Source organism: Hyphomonas sp. (genome assembly GCF_965284475.1).
Lineage (GTDB): Bacteria > Pseudomonadota > Alphaproteobacteria > Caulobacterales > Hyphomonadaceae > Hyphomonas.
Window position 1 is genome coordinate 2,205,336 of sequence record NZ_OZ260087.1, and the last position, 18,532, is coordinate 2,223,867.

The following is an 18,532-nucleotide window of genomic DNA, read 5'->3' on the forward strand; positions in this document are numbered from 1 at the left end:
GGCAGGGTCGTTTCATCCGATACCGGCGCGATTGCGTATAAGGGGCCAGGAGACATGCTCCTGCAGCCTGAAAGGTTCGGAATGCACATTTCAAAAGCCCTTGCGTCCGTCCTGCTGGTGGCCTCGTCGGTCACAACAGCCTGTGCCAGCCAGCAGGTCAGCCAGTTTGCCGACAGCCCCCGCCAGCTCGTTCTGGAAGACTACTTCCTGGGAGAAACCGCAGCCTATGGCGTGTTCGAAGACCGTTTCGGCAAGGTGCGCCGCCAGTTCAGGGTCGACATTACCGGAACGCTGGATGGCGACAGGCTGACCCTGACGGAAAAGTTCAAGTATGATGATGGCGAGCGCGATACGCGCGTCTGGGAGATCGACGTGCTTGGCGGCGGCGCCTATCGCGGCACCGCCGGTGATGTTCCGGGCCTCGCCGAGGGGCAGGTGTCGGGCAATGCGTTCAACTGGAAATACAAGGTCGACCTCAAGGTCGGCGACTCGACCTGGAATGTCGGCTTTGACGACTGGATGTACCTGATGGACGATAATGTCCTGATCAACCGCGCCTATGTCACGCGCTATGGCATCGAGATTGGTCAGGTGACGATTGCGTTCAGCAAGCCTGCCGGGCGCTAGGCGCGGCCATAGGCATCCTTGAGCAGGGATTTCAGTTCGGCATCGATATCGGCCAGGGTCTCCAGGCGCACCTTATGAGTGCACATTGAGCCTGGCTTTTCTTCCAGAAGGCGGCCCGTGCCGGGCATGCCCTTCAGGTTGAGGCCAAGATCGATGCGGGACTTCGTGGCCGGCGTAACGACCGCGAAATTCTTCGAGCGGCGGAAGGCGACACTGGTCTTCTTGGGCGAGACTTCGACATCCCCGCCCAGCGTACGGGCATATGCCTCCAGTGCGTCATAGACGGGGCGCAGGGCCTCCTTGCCTGTATACTGGCCCGCCAGCATGTCACGTGGATCTTCATCGAAGCGGCCCTTGGCCGCCTGGCAGATCATATTGGCGTGCCCATGGCCGACGCCATGATCCGTCTTGAGCAGCTTCATCTGCTCGCCATGTGTCGCGAGACCGCTTGCCTGGATGATTTTCACCCAGTCGTCCAGCGACCTGCCCGTCTTCGCCTTGAGGCCGGCTTTCATGCTTTCCATCATTTCGTCTGCAGTTTTTGCCATTCGTTCGTCCCTCCAAAGTGCCGACGCAGACTAACACATGTCTCAATCCCTGCTATACGTTCCCGATGAGTTCCAATCCGAATCGCCTCTCGATCAGCCAGATGGCTGCCGCGCGTCCGCCAGGAGCGGCGGGCGAGGCGGCCTATCTTGCGGGCCTGAACCCGGAACAGCGCGACGCCGTGCTGCACACTGATGGCCCGCTGCTGGTCCTTGCTGGCGCAGGCACGGGCAAGACGCGCGTGCTGACCACGCGCCTTGCCCATATCATCGCCACGAAGAAGGCCTGGCCGAGCCAGACGCTGACCGTCACCTTCACCAACAAGGCTGCACGTGAAATGCGCGAACGGGCCCTGAAACTGATCGGCCCGGACGGCGAGGGCCTGCGCTGGCTCGGAACGTTCCACGCGATCAGCGCGCAGATCCTGCGGGCCCATGCCGAGCTTGTGGGCCTGAAATCCAGTTTCACCATCCTCGACACCGACGATCAGGTGCGCCTGTGCAAACAGGTCATCCAGGCCGAGAATATTGACCCCAAGCGCTGGACGCCGCGTTTCCTCGCCAGCCTGATCGATGGCTGGAAGAACCGCGCGCTGACGCCTGACCGGGTGCCGGCCGAAGACGCGCACCTCTTCGCCGACGGCAGGGGCATCAGGTGTTACGAGATCTACCAGAACCGGCTGAAAGTGCTGAACGCCTGCGATTTCGGCGACCTGCTGGTGCACAATATCACGCTGTTCCGCGACAATCCGGATGTGCTGAAGGATTATCACGCCCGCTTCAAATATATTCTCGTGGACGAGTATCAGGACACCAACGTGGCCCAGTACCTGTGGCTGCGCATGCTGGCGCAGGGCAGCCACAATATCTGTTGCGTTGGCGATGATGACCAGTCGATCTATGGCTGGCGCGGCGCGGAAGTGGACAATATCCTGCGTTTCGAGAAGGATTTCGCAGGCGCCAGGGTGATCCGGCTCGAACGCAACTACCGCTCGACCCGCCACATCCTTGCGGCCGCCTCCAGCGTGATCAGCCATAATCGCGGGCGGCTCGGCAAGACACTCTTCGTGGGCGATGACAGCCCGTCCGACAGCGTTGACGCGGAAAAGGTCAAGGTTCGCGGCCTGTGGGACGGCGAGGCGGAAAGCCGCCTGATTGCCGACGATATCGAGAGCTGGGTGCGTGGTGGCGGCAAGCATGATGACTGCGCCGTGCTGGTGCGTGCCTCGTGGCAGATGCGGGCCTTCGAGGAACGCTTCATCATGCTGGGCATCCCCTACCGCGTGATTGGCGGCCCGCGCTTCTTCGAGCGCGCCGAGATCCGCGATGCGATGGCCTATCTGCGCCTGATCCGCTCGCCCGACGATGACCTCGCCTTCGAGCGGGTAGTCAACGAGCCGAAACGCGGTGTGGGCAACATGACACTGGCCAAGCTGCAGGCCTATGCACGGGCCGACGGGCGCAGCCTTTACACGCTGACGCCGATGGTCCTGCAGACGGACGAGATCAAGGGCGGGGCCAAGCGCGGCCTCACGCAGTTCATCGACCATATCAACATGTGGCGCGACAAGTATGCGAACGGCCTGCCGCATACCGAACTGGCCGAAATCATCCTCGAGGAGTCCGGCTATACCGACATGCTGCAGAAGGATCGCAGCCCGCAGGCCCAGACCCGGCTCGACAATTTGAAGGAACTCGTCCGGTCGATGGGCGAATTCGATACGCTGGCGGGCTTCCTGGAGCATGTCGAACTGGTGATGGATGCCTCCAGTGGCGGGGCAGGGGAGGACCAGGTCCAGATCCTCACGCTGCATGGCGCCAAGGGGCTCGAATGGCCCATGGTCTTCCTGCCGGGCTGGGAGGAAGAGGTGTTTCCCTCGCGCCGCAGCCTCGACGAAAGTGGCCTGAAAGGCCTGGAGGAAGAGCGCCGGCTTGCCTATGTCGGCATCACGCGGGCGCGTGCCCGCGCCTATATCTCCTTCGTCGCCAATCGCCAGATCTATGGCCGCTGGCAAAGCGTCATGCCCAGTCGTTTCGTGGACGAACTGCCCCATGACCATGTCGATGCGATGAGTGAAACCGGGTTTTCCGGCCTCCCTGGCGGCGACGAGGCCTTTTCGGGAACGATGGAAGACCTCGGCGCGCGCTCATCCTATGACAGCCCTGGCTGGAAACGCCTGCAGGAGAACGCCGGGCGCACCCCCTCACGCCCCCCTTCCGACGCCGGTCCCCTCACCGCCACAGCCGGTGGGGCCAGCACGTTCACGGCCGGGTCGCGGGTCTTCCACGACAAGTTCGGCTACGGCAAGGTGGTGTTTTCGGAGGGCAACAAGCTCACCGTCGACTTCGACAAGACCGGCCGCAAGAAGGTCATCTCCACCTTCGTGACCGCTGCCTGAAGAAAGAGCAGCACCGGCAGGCGGCTTGCCAGGGGTATGATCAAGCCAAAGGCGCCAGGGATGGGCCGGCGCGCGCCTTTTCAAGGGCCAGACCGGTGCTGCCTTTCCGGTATGCGCTGCACCATCCGAACCGTTTCCGAACGGCGCATTCATCTGCCGCTCATCGGCAGCCGGATGCACGCCTATGCGGATTTTTTGTGTTTCAGGCAGAATCGGAACCGGGCGTACAGGGTCTGGAATCAGCCAAATCGTTAACAAAGACCCCGCCAGCGTTTACACTTGGTGAACGGACCGTTCCATTTGGCGCCAGCATTCACTGCAGATTCTGTGGTAAATGCCAATGAATACCGTTGATTTTCAATGGGTGTACGGCTGGTTCCGTTTATCTGCCGCGCGTGCCTTGCATTAAATGGGCGTTAACGGCACATGAGGTATGGGGCTGTGTATAGAATTGCACAATAGTGGCGTTTTCATCGCTTCGCCACGCATCAGAAAGAGCTCGTAGACGTCATGATTGGTAGCCTTCTCGGCATGTTGTCCACGGACATGGCCATCGACCTCGGCACGGCGAACACGCTCGTTTATGTGAAGGGCCAGGGCGTCAAGCTCGATGAGCCCTCGGTCGTCGCCTACATGACCCAGGGCGGCCGCAAGATCGTCTATGCGGTCGGCGAGCAGGCCAAGAACATGCTCGGCAAGACGCCAGTGAACATGGAAGCCATCCGCCCGATGCGCGACGGCGTCATCGCCGACTTTGAAGTCGCCGAGGAAATGATCAAGCACTTCATCCGGAAAGTGCACAATCGCCGCGCCTTCGTGTCCCCGCTTATCATCATCTGCGTGCCCAGCTCCGCCACCAGCGTCGAGCGCCGCGCGATCCACCAGTCTGCCCTCGCGGCCGGTGCCCGCCAGGTCGAGCTGATCGAAGAGCCCATGGCCGCTGCCATCGGCGCCGGACTGCCCATCGACGAGCCAGCCGGGTCCATGGTTGTCGATATTGGCGGCGGCACGTCGGAAGTGGCTGTCCTGTCGCTTGGCGGCATTGTCTATTCGCGCTCCGTGCGCGTCGGCGGCGACAAGATGGACCAGGCAATCGTCAATTACCTTCGCCGCGAGCAGAAAATCCTGATTGGCGAAATGTCGGCCGAGCGGATCAAGAAAGAGATCGGCACCGCGATGCCGCCGGAGAATGGTGAAGGCATGGCCCTCACGGTTCGCGGGCGTGGCACGCTGGATGGGGTTCCCAAGGAAACCGAGATCACCGAGGCGATGATTGCCGAGGCCCTGCGTGAACCGGTCACCGACATAATCGATGCCGTAAAGATCGCCCTTGAAGCGATGCCGCCCGAACTGGCAGCCGACATCGTCGATCGCGGCATTGTGCTGACAGGGGGCGGCGCACTGCTGCGCAATCTGGACACGGTGATACGCGAGCAGGCACAATTGCCAGTAATGATTGCAGATGATCCGCTGAAATGCGTCGTGAATGGCTGCGGTTATGTGCTAGAAAACTACTCGAAAATGAAAACGGTACTGTCTCCGGAAGTCTAGGAAAAGCAGGCCGAAAAACGGCAAGGAAACAAGGCGAATGGCGCGCCTCAGCCGCTCAGGTCAGAAACCCGGCAAGCGCTCAGCAAAGCGTCTGATTCTCTTTGTCTTCATTTTCGGCGCTGCAGCGCTCGTTGTGGCCCAGTCCGCCCCGCAGATCCGCCATTTCTTCGATCCCGTTCGCACGGTTGCAGGTGACCAGCTGGGCGGTAGTGACACTGTCAGCCTCTGGGCCCGGGTCACCGGCCAGGTCGCGCGTGAGCGCCGTATCAAGGATCTTGAATCCGAAGTGCGCGAACTGTCACGTTACAAGGCGGCCGCCATTTCCATGGCAGAGCGTCTCGAAGCGTATGAGAACATCCTGAACCTGATGGGCGAGCCGCCGGTTCGCGGTGTCACGGCGCGGGTCACCGCCGAAAGCGACGGTCCATTTGCGCAGACGCTTCTGGCAAATGCGGGCCGGGCACATGGTGTTGAGCCGGGCGCAATTGCCGTCAATGAAGGCGGCCTTGTCGGCCGCGTGATTCAGCTGGGTGAACACTCGTCCCGCATCCTGCTGATCACGGATTTCAACAGCCGCGTACCCGTCATGGGCGAGGTGAGCGGTGTGCGGGCCATCCTGTTTGGCGGGCGTGACGGGCTCGGCGGCCTGACTGACCTGCCTGAGCGTAGTGGCTTCATCGAAGGCGAGCGCATTCTGACGTCGGCAGATGGCGGCGCATTCCCGCGCGGCCTTGTTGTAGGCGAAGCCCGTCTTCTGAGCGGCGAGTGGCGTGTCAAATATGGCATGGCGAAACGGTCGGGCGGATATGTCCAGATGGTGCCGCCGCCCATGATCGAGGCGCCGGAACCGGTCGCAACCCTTCCACAGGCAGACGAGACGGATGCGCCGGCGCAGGCCAGCGCGGCACAGGGGGTGCGCCAGTAATGGCCAAACGCACCTCCGGTCGCCAGCGCAAGAGCCTCTGGTCGCAATCGGGCCCGACACCCCGCCTCCTGTTTGGCGCTTTTGCGATTGCTGCGGTCGGGTTGCTCGGATTGACGCCAAAAACCCTGTTTGGCCTGTCCATCGCCTGGCCTTATGCGGCCCTCTGGGGCGCCGTCGGCTGGGGCCGTGTCGGCCTCTCGCTCCGCCCGATGCTTCTCCTGATCGTGTTCGGCCTGATCCAGGACATCAGTTTCAATGCACCCTTCGGCTGTTTCGTTATCGTCAACCTGGTCGTCTATGGATTCAGCGCCTGGATCGCCAGCATATTCGACGTGATGAACGAGCCGCTGGTAGCGGTCATTGCACCCGTACTGCAGTTCATATCGGGCTTCGTCGTGCTCTGGCTGCTCGCGAGCGCACTTGAGGAACATGCCGTGCGGGCCACGCCACTCCTTGCAGCCTTGCTGACCACTGGCGTGATCTACGCCATGTGCCACAAGCTTTTCGACCTGGGCCGCACGCCGGGGCAACCCGTGGGGCAGGCAACATGAGCCAGAAGCCCAGTATCGAGGATGATTTCAGCCGCCGCATGATCCTTGCGGCCGGGGCAGGCGGTGTCGTCTGGGCTGGCCTGGTCGCGCGCCTGTTCCAGTTGCAGGTTCTGGAAAGCGAGAAATACCAGGCGGCCGCTGAAGACAACCATATCAAGCTTGCCCTGGCGCCGCCCCAGCGCGGGCGCATCCTCGACCGTTTCGGCAAGCCGCTGGCCTCGCATCGTCGTGCCGGACGGGTATCGATCGTGCCGGAGCAGACCCGGGATCCGGCCGGCACGCTTGCAAAGATCGCTGCGCTCATCGAGCTGCCTGACGAACGTGTCGAAAAACTGATCAAGGAGATCGCCACCAGCCGGCGGCGAAATGCCGGCTTCGTGCCGGTCATCGTCGCCAATGAGCTGACATATGAAGACTTTGCCAGCATGAACGTTCATGCGGCGGAAATCCCCGGCGTGCAGGTCGAGATGGCGCTGACCCGCTCCTACCCGCGCGGCCGCGACCTTGCTCACGTGCTCGGCTACGTCGCGCGCGCCAGCCAGGACGATCTCGACCGCCTTTCTGTCGGCATGGTCGACGACGAGGCCAAGCGGCTCGAAAAGCTGTTCCGCCATCCTGACATGCGCACGGGACGTCAGGGCATGGAGCGCTTTGCCGAGGAATGGCTGCGCGGCAAACCCGGCTTCCGCAAGCAGGTCACCAATGCCCATGGCCGCGTGATCGAGGAAATTCCGGACGAGAAGTTCGCGCCCGTGGCAGGCAAGGATCTCTACATCACGATCGATTCCGAGCTCCAGCGCGCTGCCATTGAGCGCTTCGGCGAGGAAAGTGGCGCTGCGGTCGTACTCGACGTGGAAACCGGTGATGTTCTGGCCATGGTCTCGACGCCCGCGTTCGACCCGAACGATTTCGTGAACGGTATTTCAGGGTCAGCCTATGCCGAGCTGCGCGATAATTCGCGCTCGCCCCTGTATCCGCGCGCCCATGGCGGCGTCTACCCGCCTGGCTCGACGTTCAAAATGGTGGTCGCAACGGCTGCGCTGGAATCTGGCGCCGTCAAGCCGACCGACCGCGTGCATTGCAACCGGTACTATCATTTCGGCAACCGCACCTGGCACTGCTGGAAGAAGGGCGGCCACGGCACGGTTGACATGCACAGCGCCATCAAGGGCTCGTGCGACGTCTATTTCTACGAGATCGCCCGGCGAACCGGCGTTGACGCGATCGCCGCGACGGCGCGCAAGTTCGGCTTCGGTGAAGCCTGGACGCTCGGCATGACAGGTGCGCGCGGTGGCCTCGTGCCGGATCCTGAATGGAAACAGAAGGCGCTTGGCGAAAAATGGTATGAAGGCGAGACGCTGAACTTCGGTATCGGTCAGGGGCAGCTCGGCGTGACACCGCTTCAACTCGCGCTGATGACCGCCCGCATCGCCAGCGAAGGGCACAGTCTGAAGCCCAAGCTTGTCGGCCTTGGGCCGAAATCCGAGCAGGATGGCATCCTCGATGCGCCGCTTGACGGCGATATCATGCGCCGCATGAAGGCTGGCATGTATGGCGTTACGTCCGAAGGCGGTGGTACCGCCTACCGTTCGGGTGATCTCGGCCTTGGCGGGCCGCGGCTTGCCGGCAAGACGGGCACGGCGCAGGTGCGCCGCATTACCCAGGCTGAACGCGATAAGGGGATCCGCACAGGGGACAAGATCGAGCGCGAATTGCGCGATCATGCGCTGTTCGTCGCCTATGCCCCGGCCGATGATCCGAAATATGCGATTGCCGTCGTGGTCGAGCATGGCGAAGGCGGTTCGTCGACAGCGGCGCCGCTCGCGCGCGACATTCTCCATTTCGCCCTCAAGAATGACAGCCGCCGCAAGGCGGCCTACGGGCAGACGGCATCCGTCCAGACACCCGGACAAGGCGAACCATCATGAGCCGCGACGGCTATACCGGTTTCAGCCGCGGCGAGGCGCGCACGCGCACGGCCCGCACGCTCTCATTCGAGAATGTCGGACCGCTCGGCAAGCTGGCAAAACTGCCCTGGGGTTTTGTTCTCCTCATCACAGCCATGGCTTTGACCGGCGTCGCGATGCTGTATTCGTCGACCCACACGAACCCGAGCGAAGGCAATCTCTGGAGTCTCCAATTGTCACGATTCGGGATGAGCTTCGTCGTGATGCTCGGCCTGGCCCTCTTGCCACTGTCGCTATGGCGCACACTGGCGCTCCCGGCCTATGCGTTCACGATCGTGCTGCTCATCCTGGTTGAAATGATGGGCGTGACCGGCGGCGGCGCGCAACGCTGGCTGCAGATCGGGCCAGTCGCAGTGCAGCCGTCTGAATTCGCCAAGCTGGCCACGACGATGGCGCTTGCCTGGTATTATGATCGTGTCATCACACCGACATCGGGGCGTCTCCTGATCCATATTGGTGCGGTGATCATCATGCTTGTGCCGGCCACGTTGATCTTCAAGCAGCCGGACTTCGGCACCACGCTCGCGCTGGTTGCTTCCGGCGGCGTCGTCATCTTCCTGGCGGGCCTGTCCATGCGGGTCATCTTCGCAGGCATTGTCGCGGGCATCGCGGCCATTCCCGGGGTTTATTTCATACTTGCCGATTACCAGCGCGAGCGGGTCGATACATTTCTGGCCCAATTGACGGGCGATTCAACCAATGCGCTGGGTGAGAGCTATCAGATCGAGCAGGGGCTGATCGCCATTGGCGGCGGCGGGGTCAACGGCAAAGGATGGCTCCAGGGAATCCAGTCACAACAGGATTACGTGCCCGAGCAGCATACTGACTTCATCCTGACCGTGATCGGCGAGGAATTCGGCTTTATCGGTACGGCGACCCTTCTGCTCGGATTTGCCGTCATTCTCGGCTGGGCCTTCTATTCGGCGTTCCAGTCGCAAAGCTGGTTTGGTCGGCTCGCTTCTGCGGGCGCGGCGGCCACGGTTGCATTCTATATCGTGTTCAATGTGGGCATGGTCATTGGCCTGCTTCCGGTGGTCGGCATGCCCTTGCCCCTCATTTCCTATGGCGGCACGGCCATGCTCACGACCATGGCCTGCTTCGGCCTGATCCTGGCAGCACATCTTCACAGGGACGAAAAACTGTCCTCGACGGGGCTCATCTGACCCGGTAGCAAAGCCCTGAATTGATTTTTATGCCGCGAACGCTAGGGTCGCGCGGAATCTTTTACCCCGGGGAGAGGGCATCACATGGCAGGCGTTGGTCGCAAGACAGATACGTGGAGTTCGCGTTTCGGATTCATCATGGCGGCGGTGGGGTCCTCCGTCGGTCTTGGAAATTTCTGGCGGTTTCCCTATACCGCTGGCGAAGAGGGCGGCGGCGCGTTCATCGTAATCTACCTTGCCTGCGTCCTGTTGATCGGCCTGCCACTCCTGATGGCGGAATATGCCATGGGCCGGAAATCCGGCATGTCGGCCATTGAGGGCATCCAGTCGCTTGCCCGCGCCGAGAGCCGGAGCCAGAACTGGGGCATCGCAACATGGATCGGTACGCTGACAGCCTTCTTTATCAGCACGTTCTATGTCGTCATTTCGGCCTGGCTGGTGGCGTTCCTGATCCAGTCATTCAGCGGCTTTTCCGGCATGGATGCAGCAGCGTCCGGCCAGAATTTTGTCGACACGATCGGGCAGGGCGAACATCCGCTGCGCTCGAAATGGTATATCCTGTCCCTGCTGGCCTGTTTCATCGCCGCGAATGTCTTCATCGTCGGGCGCGGCGTGAAAGGCGGCATCGAACGGGCATCAACCATCCTCATGCCGGCCTTCTTTGTCATGCTGATCGTCGTCGTTATTTTCTCGATGACCAATGGTGACACGGCGCGGGCGGCATCCTTCATCCTCGAGCCAAAATGGGAAGATGTCGGCTTCAAGACGTTCCTTGCTGCAATCGGCCAGGCCTTCTTCTCGATCGGGGTCGGCGTTGGCCTGATGGTGACCTATGGCGCCTATCTGTCGAAGGATACCAACATCCCGCGTTCGTCATTCATCGTCGTGGGGTCTGACACGCTGGTCGCCCTGATTGCCGGCTTTGCCATCTTCCCCATCGTGTTTGCAGCCGGACTTGACCCGGCCGGTGGCCCCAGCCTCTTCTTCGTCTCCATGCCGGTCGCGTTCGGCGCAATTCCGGGCGGGGCGATCTTTGCAACCGTGTTCTTCGCGCTGGCACTGTTTGCTGCCTTCACGTCGTCAATTTCGCTCATGGAGGTCAGCGTATCCTGGCTGGAGGAACGTCAGGGCGTGACGCGTTTCGGCGCGTCGCTCGGCATCGGCTTCTCGATGTTCATGATCGGTGCAGCCTATGTCTTCTCGCTCGAATATCTCGACTTCATGGACTTCATGACCGAGGGCCTGCTGCTCCCATTGGGCGGCCTGCTGACAGCCACATTCGCGGGCTGGATTCTCAGCCGTGACATGCTGGTCTCGGAACTTGGTGAAGGCAGGATCATGAATCTCTGGCGCTTGCTGATGCGCTGGTTCGTGCCACCCTTTATCGCGGTCATTCTTGTCTTCGGTTTCATGGACAAGATCCAGGACCAGTATCACGTGCCGCTACCCGGTGTGTTGACCATGCTGCTTGGCCCCAACTGGGTCCCGCCTGTGGAATAGGCTATTACCGGCCCCCGGCCATGTGCCGGGGGTCAGGCTCTGATGGCAGGCAGGAACTGATCGGCCATTTCGTCCGTGGCCTGAATCAGCTTGTCGACAATGCCCGGTTCCATTGACGAGTGTCCGGCATCGGGAATGATATGCAGGTCTGCTCTGGGCCATGCCTTTGAGAGCGCCCACGCGGTCGACAGCGGCGTCACCACGTCATAACGTCCATGGACGATTACGCCGGGCACATTCTGCAGGGTGCGCCCGGCCTCTTCGAGCAGCCATGAATCGTGGGCAAAGAAACCGCGATTGATGAAATAATGGCATTCGATCCGCGCGAAGGCATCGACGAAATCATCCTCATTGAAGCGCGGCGGTGTGGTCACCGGCCCCTTGATCGACAAGGTCTCGCCTTCCCAGCGGGCCCAGGCGCGCGCCGCCTCGATCCGCGCCGTCTTGTCCGCGCCGATCAGGCGCCGATGGAACGCGTTCAGCAGGTCTCCGCGCTCCTCCTCGGGAATGGGGGCGACATAGCGATCGTAGGAATCAGGAAACAGGCGGCTGGCACCTGACTGGTAGAACCAGCTGATCTCGGCCTTCGACACAAGGAACACGCCGCGCAGGATGACGCCCAGCACCCGTTCAGTGTGGGTCACAGCATAGGCCAGTGACAGGGTCGAGCCCCACGAGCCGCCGAAAACCACCCATTGATCGACGCCCACATGCTCGCGCAGTGTCTCCATGTCGTCGACCAGATCCCATGTCGTATTTTCGCGAAGTTCCGAGTGCGGAGTCGAACGGCCACAGCCACGCTGGTCGAACAGGAAGATACGATAGCGGGTCGGATCAAAAAACCGTCGCATTTCAGGGTTCGATCCCCCGCCGGGCCCGCCATGCAACGCGACCACCGGAACGCCGTCAGGATTACCCGATTCTTCCCAGTAGATCTCGTGCAGATCGGAAACGCGCAAGCGGCCGCTACGCCGGGATTCGTGCCTTTGATACAATGTGCGGCGGGTTTGGCGTTTATTCATGCGTTCTTCACTATTTGTCAGCCAGTCTGGGAACTAATACTGGACTTGGCTTATTACCATTCGTAAGAGTTATTACGGGTGGGGACCCGATCAGGTGTTTAGGTGGCCGATTGATGCGTAGCGTAATACTGACTGTATCCCTATGCCTTCTGGGCGGTTGTGCAACGGTATCCATGGTGCCGGGCGAAGCAACTGTCGTCAGCGGCCTCTCGCACAATCAGTCGGTCCTGCGCAAGGTTTCCAGTGAATATAGTGACGCGGTTGTCGATGCCGGCTGGGTTCAGCCCTCCGGCGGCCTCGCGGGCCTTGCCAACACGCTGATCAATGGCCGCGGTGACACGGTGGAAGATTATGCCGCGCGCATCGGCGCCGACAGGAACGCGCCATCGCTGGTTCTCTCGCGCATTACGGCGGACACACAAATTGCGCGTTCCGGGCTGGCCGGCGTCTCGAACGAAGCCATCGCCGTCCTGAAGGATTCAGGCGATGCAACCGCGACCCGTGGAGACGTGATGAGCTTTGAACGCGCGCTTGTACGTGCCCAGATGGCTTATCGCAACTTCCAGAGCGCGCTCAGCACCGTTGCCTCGCGTCCCGACATGGACATGGATACGGCCCCGGTCGATGCCGAGCTTGCTGATTTTGCAGATACGATTGATGCTGCCCGCAAAACGGCCGATCAGCTCGCCGACAAATATGCGTCGCTGAATTCCAAATCGTCCTAGCGCCGCGTCGCGCCTGCCGCGACCAGAACCCAGCCTGCCAGAAATGACACGCCGCCAAGCGGTACGACTGCGCCCAGCCAGCGTGGTGCGCCCACAGCCATCGCATAGAGGCAGCCGGAAAATACCGCCGCGCCAGATATGAATGCCCATCCGCCCCGCCGCACAAGCCCGTTGCCGCCTGACAGGGCAATCGCCAGCGCGGCTGCGGCATGAACCAGCGCATACAATGTCGCCGTGTGCCACCACTCCAGCGTCTGGCCACCAAGGTCCAGTCCGTGGGCGCCAAATGCGCCGAGCGCCACGCCGGCAAAGCCGGTGATGGCAGCGGCAAGCGCGAGCCGGTTCATCGCGCAGCCTCCGGCTTGCGGGGCAGGGCATAGGTCACGACAGCATGGCTTGACGGTTTTTCCGCGCCCTCTATCCGCACATCTACATCCATGACCGCCAGGGCCTGGCCAATCTTCATCACGCGCGCGTCCGCCACAACGACATTGCCGATGCAGGGCCGCAGGAAATTGATGCTCAGATTACTGGTCACCGTCATCGGCTCGTGACCAGTCAGCGTCATCACCGCCATATAGGCAACCGAATCGACCAGGCTCATCTGCGTCGGGCCGGAAATGTATCCGCCGGGCCGTAAATGTGTCTCGTCGGCAACCAGACGCATCTTCGCGCGGCCTTCTTCCATCAGGACCACCTCGTTCCGGTTGCCGCTGTTCGGAAAGGCCGCCGCGAGGAATGTGTTGGCCTCGTCGGCCGTCATGCGTGTTGTCATTCGAACCGGCTCCCTTCGCGTCACCCCTTGCTGGGTCCGCCTGCTTCGTCCACCCTAAGCCTGACTGATCACCCGCCAAGAGGTGACGCCAAGGAAGGATATCCCATGCTCAGCGCCGGTGACGAATACCCGATCCACCAGACACCCGAACCCGTTGCCTTTTCCGGCTCCGACCGCAATTTCTACGACCGCTATTTCTTCAACGGCTACAGCGCTGACGGTTCGACATTCTTTGCGGCGGCCATGGGTGTTTACCCGGCGCTGAACATTATCGACGGCGCCGTTTCCATCCTGCGCAATGGCAAGCAGTCGAGCGTCTATCTCTCGCGCCCGCTGAACATGGAGCGAATGGACACGCATGTCGGTCCGCTCTCGGTCGAGGTTGTCGAGCCGCTGAAGAAGATCCGGCTGCGCCTTGAGGAAACCGAGGGCCTCGCGCTCGACGTGGAATTTGAGGGCAGGGCGTTCCCGATCGAGGAGCCGCGCTTCACGCGCCGCCTCGGTTCGCGCATGATGATGGATCTCACCCGCATGACGCAGAACGGTCGATGGACCGGCAGCCTGCGGGTCGATGACACGCGCGTCGAGATCAAGCCGGCAGATTTCACCGGTACGCGCGACCGCTCATGGGGGATCCGCCCGATTGGCGCGCCCGATCCGCAACCGCTGATCCCTGCGCCGGTGCCGCAATTCTACTGGATCTGGACGCCGACCAATTTCCCGGACCTGTCCATGTTCTACCACGTCAATCATGACGAGCATGGTGTGCCATGGAACACCCGCGCCGTGATTGTTCCGGATGGTGTCGCGCAGGGCGAAGGCATCCATCTCTCCGATGCACAGATGAATGTCACCTACGCGCCAGGAACCCGCCGCATGGCCAGCGCCAGCCTCGCCATGACTGATCCGCAGGGCCGCGCCCATGCGGTCTCGTTCGAGCCGATGGGCACCTTCCTGATGAAGGGCATCGGCTACGGGCATGACAAATACCGGCATGGCGCCTTCCGAGGCGACCAGCTTGCTATCGCCCGCGAAGATTTCGAACCATCGAAAATGCCATGGCAGGTTCCGGAGAACCTGCACATCCAGGAAATCGTCCGTGCAAGGCATGAGGGACCGGATGGTCTCCAGTCTGAAGGCATCGGCACGTTCGAGCAGCTTTTCATGGGGCTGCACGCGCCGAGCGGATTCAAGGAACTGCTGGACGGCGCCAGATAGTCGGTGCCCCGCCTCAGGCCATCAGGCCGGGCATCGCCTGCATGGCGAGGGTGATCGCGCGCATGTCGCCTGTCGTCGTGCCTTCCATCCGGTTCATCGCGTAGGACATGGTTGTGTGCGCTTCCATATCGATCAGCGCGATGGATCCGCCATAACCGCCCCAGAACATGGAATGCTTGTTCAGCGCAGGCGACATCGGCCCTGACAGGCCGAAGCCAAGGCCATAGCGCACCGGTATGCCGAGGATCAGGTCGGTGCCCTGGATCTGCTCTTCCAGTGCTTTCCGGCAGCCCGCCTCGCTCATGAAGCGCTTGCCGTTCGCCATCCCGCCATTCGCAAGGATCGTGTGGATCGTTGCAACGGAGCGCGCATTGCCCGTGCCGCCCGCAGCCGGAATTTCGGCGCCCCGCCATGCCCGTGTGCGGGTTTCGCTGACATCGATGCCGGGATTGGAGAATGTGATCTTCTTGATCTCCGTCATGGTCGGATCAGCCGAGATGCTGGCGTCCGCTGGCGGTTTCAGGTCTGCGACGCGCGCATCTTCGGACGCAGGCAGGCCAATATGGAAATCCGCCCCCAGCGGCCCGGCAATCTCTTCGCGGAACAGGGTGCCGACGCTTTTGCCCGCCACCCGGCGGATGACCTCCCCGACAAGGTAACCTTGCGTGATGGCATGATAGCCGGGCGCAGTGCCTGGCTCCCACAAGGGTGCCTGCGCGGCCAGAAGGCTGGTCGCCTTCTCCCAGTCATAGAGATCGTCATTGGTCATGGGCTCGCGCCAGCCCGACAGGCCGGCTGAATGGCTCATCAGGTGACTGACTTTCACGTCTGCCTTTCCGCTCGCGGCAAACTCCGGCCAGTATTTCGCGACAGGCGCATCAAAATCCAGTTCGCCCCGGTCGGCCAGCAACAGGGCGGTCAGCGCCGTCATCGTCTTCGTCGTCGAATAGACGTTGACGATCGTGTCTTTCTCCCAGGGCCGTGTGCCCTCCATATCGGCAAAGCCGCCCCACAGGTCGACGACTGTCTCGCCATCCTTGGTGACGCAGAAAGAGGCCCCGATATCGGCGCCCGTATCCAGGTGCGTCTGGAACTGGCTCCGCACACCTTCAAACCTGTCGTCTGCAACACCCTGCACTCTGGCCTGCGTCATCGCCCATCCTCCCGGCTTTTTTACTGTTCCAAGCCAGACCCTATGAGCGCCCCGCTGGCCCGGCAACGCCTGACGGTGGGGCAGGTCGGCCGGATCACCGGTCGGTCAGGTTGTCCGGCAGAGGCATGCGATCGGATTCACCAAATATGCTTGGCCGCAGCCATGACGTTATATTCCGGGTCAAGGCAGGGGCACCCTGCACATAGAGGTCACCGGACTTGATCGCATCGCGATAGGTCCGGTCGCCCATCCAGACATCATGCATGGTGCGTATTGTGCAGGTAAAATAGACATCCACGTCCCTGCCGGGATTCTTCAGGCAAAGATCTACATTGTCGTCCCGGACCAGTAACCAGTAATCGCTCTGCTCGACAAGATCGGTAAACTTGAACTGGATCACGCTCTCATTGCCGATAAGCTTGGACGGATCGATGCTGCGTTCGAGGTAGAGCATCAGGAAGTCCACGTCGAAATCTTCATCGAGTACGTTGTGCCTGGCCCAGCACAGGCCCCATTCGCCCATCGCCACCAGAACCGGCAAAAGTGCCTTGCAGGCTTCTGTTGGAAAGTATTCGTACCCCTTCTGTCCGGTAATCTTGTGTCGGACAATTATACCCTGTTCTTCAAGAGATTTCAGGCGCCCCGTCAGCAAGGCCGGTGAAATATCCCCCAGTCCACGTTGAATGACATTGAACCGGGTGGCGCCCATGAGGATTTCGCGGACGATCATGATCGTCCATTTCTCTCCGAGAATTTCCGTCGCTTTGGCGATCGGACAGAACTGGCCGTATTTCATGGGGCACTCCTGAGGCGCTGCCAGAGGAGAAAGATCGCCTCTGAAGTGGTTCACTTTACATTCTGAAGTGGTTCGCTTCAACGTCTGAACTATCCTATACGTCGAAACAGACGCATTGATTTCCTGTCGCCGGATTGCCCGGTCACAATTCAAAGAGGAGATTATCAATGCCACTCGTCACGATTGATCTTATCAAGGACGTTTTCTCACCAGCCCAGAAGGCGGACATTATCAGCAAGGTTACCGAAACCATGGTGGCCATCGAGGGTGAAGCTTTGCGCTCTGTCACCTGGGTCCGCATCAATGAAGTGGAACAGGGCGACTGGGGCATTGGCGGCCAGTTGCTGCGGGCCGCCGATGTGCACGCAATGGCCGCTGCAGGCCAGAAGGTCGCCGAGACGGCCTGAGACACTCAAGCGGGAACGCCGCATTGTGCGGTGTTCCCGGTCCTGATCCGATGGAGATGAAGATGCCCTTTGATACGATCCTACAGGATACGGCCGACACGCTCGGGGCCGATTTTGCCTCCCGGTCAGCTGGCTTCGAATGCCGGGATGCGTTCGTCCATGAAAACTATGCCGCGCTGAAGGCTCGCAAGGTATTTTCGGCGCAGGTGCCGGAAGATCTCGGCGGCGAGGGTGTTTCACACCGTGAGATGTGCGCCTTCCTGCGTCGCCTCGCCCGCGATTGTCCGTCGACTGCCCTTGCGGTGTCGATGCACCAGCACCTTGTTGCTGCCGCGCGCAAGAACCATCAGGACGGCAAGGCCGGAAAAGCCCTGCTGGAAAAGGTTGCAGGCGGGGAACTCGTCCTTGTCAGCACCGGTGCCAATGACTGGCTCGAATCGAATGGCGAGGCGCGCAAGGTCAACGCCGGTTATGTGATCAATGCCGTGAAACCCTTTGCCAGCGGTTCACCGTGCGGCGACATTGCCATCACGTCCTGCGCCTTTGAATGCCCCGCTGACGGCCCGTCTGTCCTGCATTTTCCGGTCTCGCTGAAAGCCGAAGGCGTGGAATTGCTCGGTGACTGGGAAGCGATGGGCATGCGTGCTACCGGCTCGCAGACGATCCGGTTCAATAATGTCTTCGTGCCGGACGAGGCTATCGGCCTGAAACGTCCACGCGGTCCCTTCCATGGTGCTTTCAGTGTCATTGTTACGGTCGCCATGCCCCTCATCATGTCAGTCTATACCGGCGTGGCAGAATCCGCAGCGGCTCTCGCGCTCGAAAAGGCCAGGGCCCGCGCCAGTGACCCGGTCACGGTCCTGCAGGTCGGCGAGATGGAGAACCTGCTCATCACCGCGCAGATCGCCCTGGAATCCATGATCTCGCTTTGCGACGACCTGGCTTTCACGCCTGGCGAGGCCCTTGCCAGCCAGATCCTTGCCCGTAAGACCATCTGCGCCAATGCCGTGATCGCCGTCACGGAAAAGGCGCTCGAGATCTGCGGTGGCGCCGGCTTCATGCGCAAGGCAGGGATTGAGCGCCTGCTGCGCGATGCCCATGCCAGCCATTTCCACCCGCTGCCCGAAAAGCGCCAGCAAATGTTCACCGGCCGCGTCACTCTCGGCCTTCCGCCGGTGGCTGCCTGACGCGCTCCCAGCTGCCTGCAA

The 18,532-nt window shown here is 61.3% G+C and carries 18 protein-coding genes; 12 read left to right on the forward strand and 6 right to left on the reverse strand.

What is annotated here, in order from left to right; all coding sequences use genetic code 11:
- Positions 1 to 81: 81 nt before the first annotated feature.
- Positions 82 to 627 (forward strand): DUF3833 domain-containing protein, encoded by a 546-nt coding sequence (locus ACQ66M_RS10900; RefSeq protein ID WP_350170553.1) that lies wholly within the window; start codon positions 82 to 84, stop codon positions 625 to 627.
- Here the strand turns inward: ACQ66M_RS10900 and ACQ66M_RS10905 are convergent.
- Positions 624 to 1,175: a DUF5655 domain-containing protein gene (locus ACQ66M_RS10905; protein ID WP_430403766.1), complete on the reverse strand. Its 552-nt coding sequence runs from the start codon at positions 1,173 to 1,175 to the stop codon at positions 624 to 626. The two genes, ACQ66M_RS10900 and ACQ66M_RS10905, sit on opposite strands and share 4 nt — an antisense overlap.
- Before the next feature lie 65 nt (positions 1,176 to 1,240).
- Between ACQ66M_RS10905 and ACQ66M_RS10910 the strand changes: the two genes are divergently transcribed.
- The 7 genes from ACQ66M_RS10910 to ACQ66M_RS10940 all read left to right on the forward strand — a co-directional run bounded on the left by ACQ66M_RS10910 (position 1,241) and on the right by ACQ66M_RS10940 (position 11,228).
- Positions 1,241 to 3,571, forward strand: coding sequence for an ATP-dependent helicase (locus tag ACQ66M_RS10910; RefSeq protein ID WP_430403767.1), 2,331 nt, complete (start codon positions 1,241 to 1,243; stop codon positions 3,569 to 3,571).
- A gap of 510 nt (positions 3,572 to 4,081) precedes the next feature.
- Complete coding sequence (locus ACQ66M_RS10915) at positions 4,082 to 5,122, forward strand: rod shape-determining protein (protein WP_045697107.1); 1,041 nt, start codon at positions 4,082 to 4,084, stop codon at positions 5,120 to 5,122.
- 37 nt (positions 5,123 to 5,159) lie between these two features.
- Positions 5,160 to 6,047 (forward strand): rod shape-determining protein MreC, encoded by an 888-nt coding sequence (gene mreC / locus ACQ66M_RS10920; protein ID WP_350170550.1) that lies wholly within the window; start codon positions 5,160 to 5,162, stop codon positions 6,045 to 6,047.
- On the forward strand, positions 6,047 to 6,598 hold the full coding sequence (locus ACQ66M_RS10925; protein ID WP_430403769.1) for a hypothetical protein: 552 nt from the start codon (positions 6,047 to 6,049) through the stop codon (positions 6,596 to 6,598). The genes mreC and ACQ66M_RS10925 overlap by 1 nt, the downstream gene beginning before the upstream one ends.
- Positions 6,595 to 8,526, forward strand: a complete 1,932-nt coding sequence (mrdA, locus tag ACQ66M_RS10930) for a penicillin-binding protein 2 (protein ID WP_350170548.1) — start codon at positions 6,595 to 6,597, stop codon at positions 8,524 to 8,526. Before ACQ66M_RS10925 ends, mrdA begins: the two co-directional genes overlap by 4 nt.
- Positions 8,523 to 9,728, forward strand: a complete 1,206-nt coding sequence (gene rodA / locus ACQ66M_RS10935) for a rod shape-determining protein RodA (RefSeq protein WP_350170547.1) — start codon at positions 8,523 to 8,525, stop codon at positions 9,726 to 9,728. The genes mrdA and rodA overlap by 4 nt, the downstream gene beginning before the upstream one ends.
- Positions 9,729 to 9,812: 84 nt before the next feature.
- On the forward strand, positions 9,813 to 11,228 hold the full coding sequence (locus ACQ66M_RS10940; RefSeq protein ID WP_350170546.1) for a sodium-dependent transporter: 1,416 nt from the start codon (positions 9,813 to 9,815) through the stop codon (positions 11,226 to 11,228).
- Positions 11,229 to 11,260: 32 nt separating this feature from the next.
- Here the strand turns inward: ACQ66M_RS10940 and pip are convergent, their stop codons facing one another.
- A complete protein-coding gene (gene pip, locus ACQ66M_RS10945; RefSeq protein WP_350170545.1) occupies positions 11,261 to 12,250 on the reverse strand; it encodes a prolyl aminopeptidase in 990 nt (329 codons plus the stop codon).
- A 113-nt stretch (positions 12,251 to 12,363) separates the two neighbouring features.
- Between pip and ACQ66M_RS10950 the strand changes: the two genes are divergently transcribed.
- Positions 12,364 to 12,975, forward strand: coding sequence for a hypothetical protein (locus tag ACQ66M_RS10950; protein WP_430403771.1), 612 nt, complete (start codon positions 12,364 to 12,366; stop codon positions 12,973 to 12,975).
- Here ACQ66M_RS10950 and ACQ66M_RS10955 read toward each other — a convergent pair.
- On the reverse strand, positions 12,972 to 13,322 hold the full coding sequence (locus tag ACQ66M_RS10955) for a DUF423 domain-containing protein (protein WP_430403772.1): 351 nt from the start codon (positions 13,320 to 13,322) through the stop codon (positions 12,972 to 12,974). The genes ACQ66M_RS10950 and ACQ66M_RS10955 overlap by 4 nt on opposite strands.
- Positions 13,319 to 13,750, reverse strand: a complete 432-nt coding sequence (locus tag ACQ66M_RS10960; RefSeq protein WP_430403774.1) for a PaaI family thioesterase — start codon at positions 13,748 to 13,750, stop codon at positions 13,319 to 13,321. Before ACQ66M_RS10960 ends, ACQ66M_RS10955 begins: the two co-directional genes overlap by 4 nt.
- Before the next feature lie 105 nt (positions 13,751 to 13,855).
- Between ACQ66M_RS10960 and ACQ66M_RS10965 the strand changes: the two genes are divergently transcribed.
- On the forward strand, positions 13,856 to 14,968 hold the full coding sequence (locus tag ACQ66M_RS10965; protein WP_350170541.1) for a hypothetical protein: 1,113 nt from the start codon (positions 13,856 to 13,858) through the stop codon (positions 14,966 to 14,968).
- Between the two features lie 13 nt (positions 14,969 to 14,981).
- Here ACQ66M_RS10965 and ACQ66M_RS10970 read toward each other — a convergent pair whose 3' ends face one another.
- Entirely contained in the window at positions 14,982 to 16,121 is a 1,140-nt protein-coding gene (locus tag ACQ66M_RS10970; protein WP_430403776.1) for a serine hydrolase domain-containing protein, read from the reverse strand.
- A 94-nt stretch (positions 16,122 to 16,215) separates the two neighbouring features.
- Positions 16,216 to 16,917 carry a winged helix-turn-helix transcriptional regulator gene (locus ACQ66M_RS10975; protein WP_430403778.1) on the reverse strand — a complete coding sequence of 234 codons (702 nt, stop codon included), beginning with the start codon at positions 16,915 to 16,917 and terminating at the stop codon, positions 16,216 to 16,218.
- Positions 16,918 to 17,084: 167 nt separating this feature from the next.
- Between ACQ66M_RS10975 and ACQ66M_RS10980 the strand changes: the two genes are divergently transcribed.
- Complete coding sequence (locus ACQ66M_RS10980; RefSeq protein WP_430403780.1) at positions 17,085 to 17,324, forward strand: tautomerase family protein; 240 nt, start codon at positions 17,085 to 17,087, stop codon at positions 17,322 to 17,324.
- Positions 17,325 to 17,386: 62 nt separating this feature from the next.
- Positions 17,387 to 18,511, forward strand: coding sequence for an acyl-CoA dehydrogenase family protein (locus ACQ66M_RS10985; RefSeq protein WP_430403782.1), 1,125 nt, complete (start codon positions 17,387 to 17,389; stop codon positions 18,509 to 18,511).
- The last annotated feature ends 21 nt before the right edge of the window (positions 18,512 to 18,532 follow it).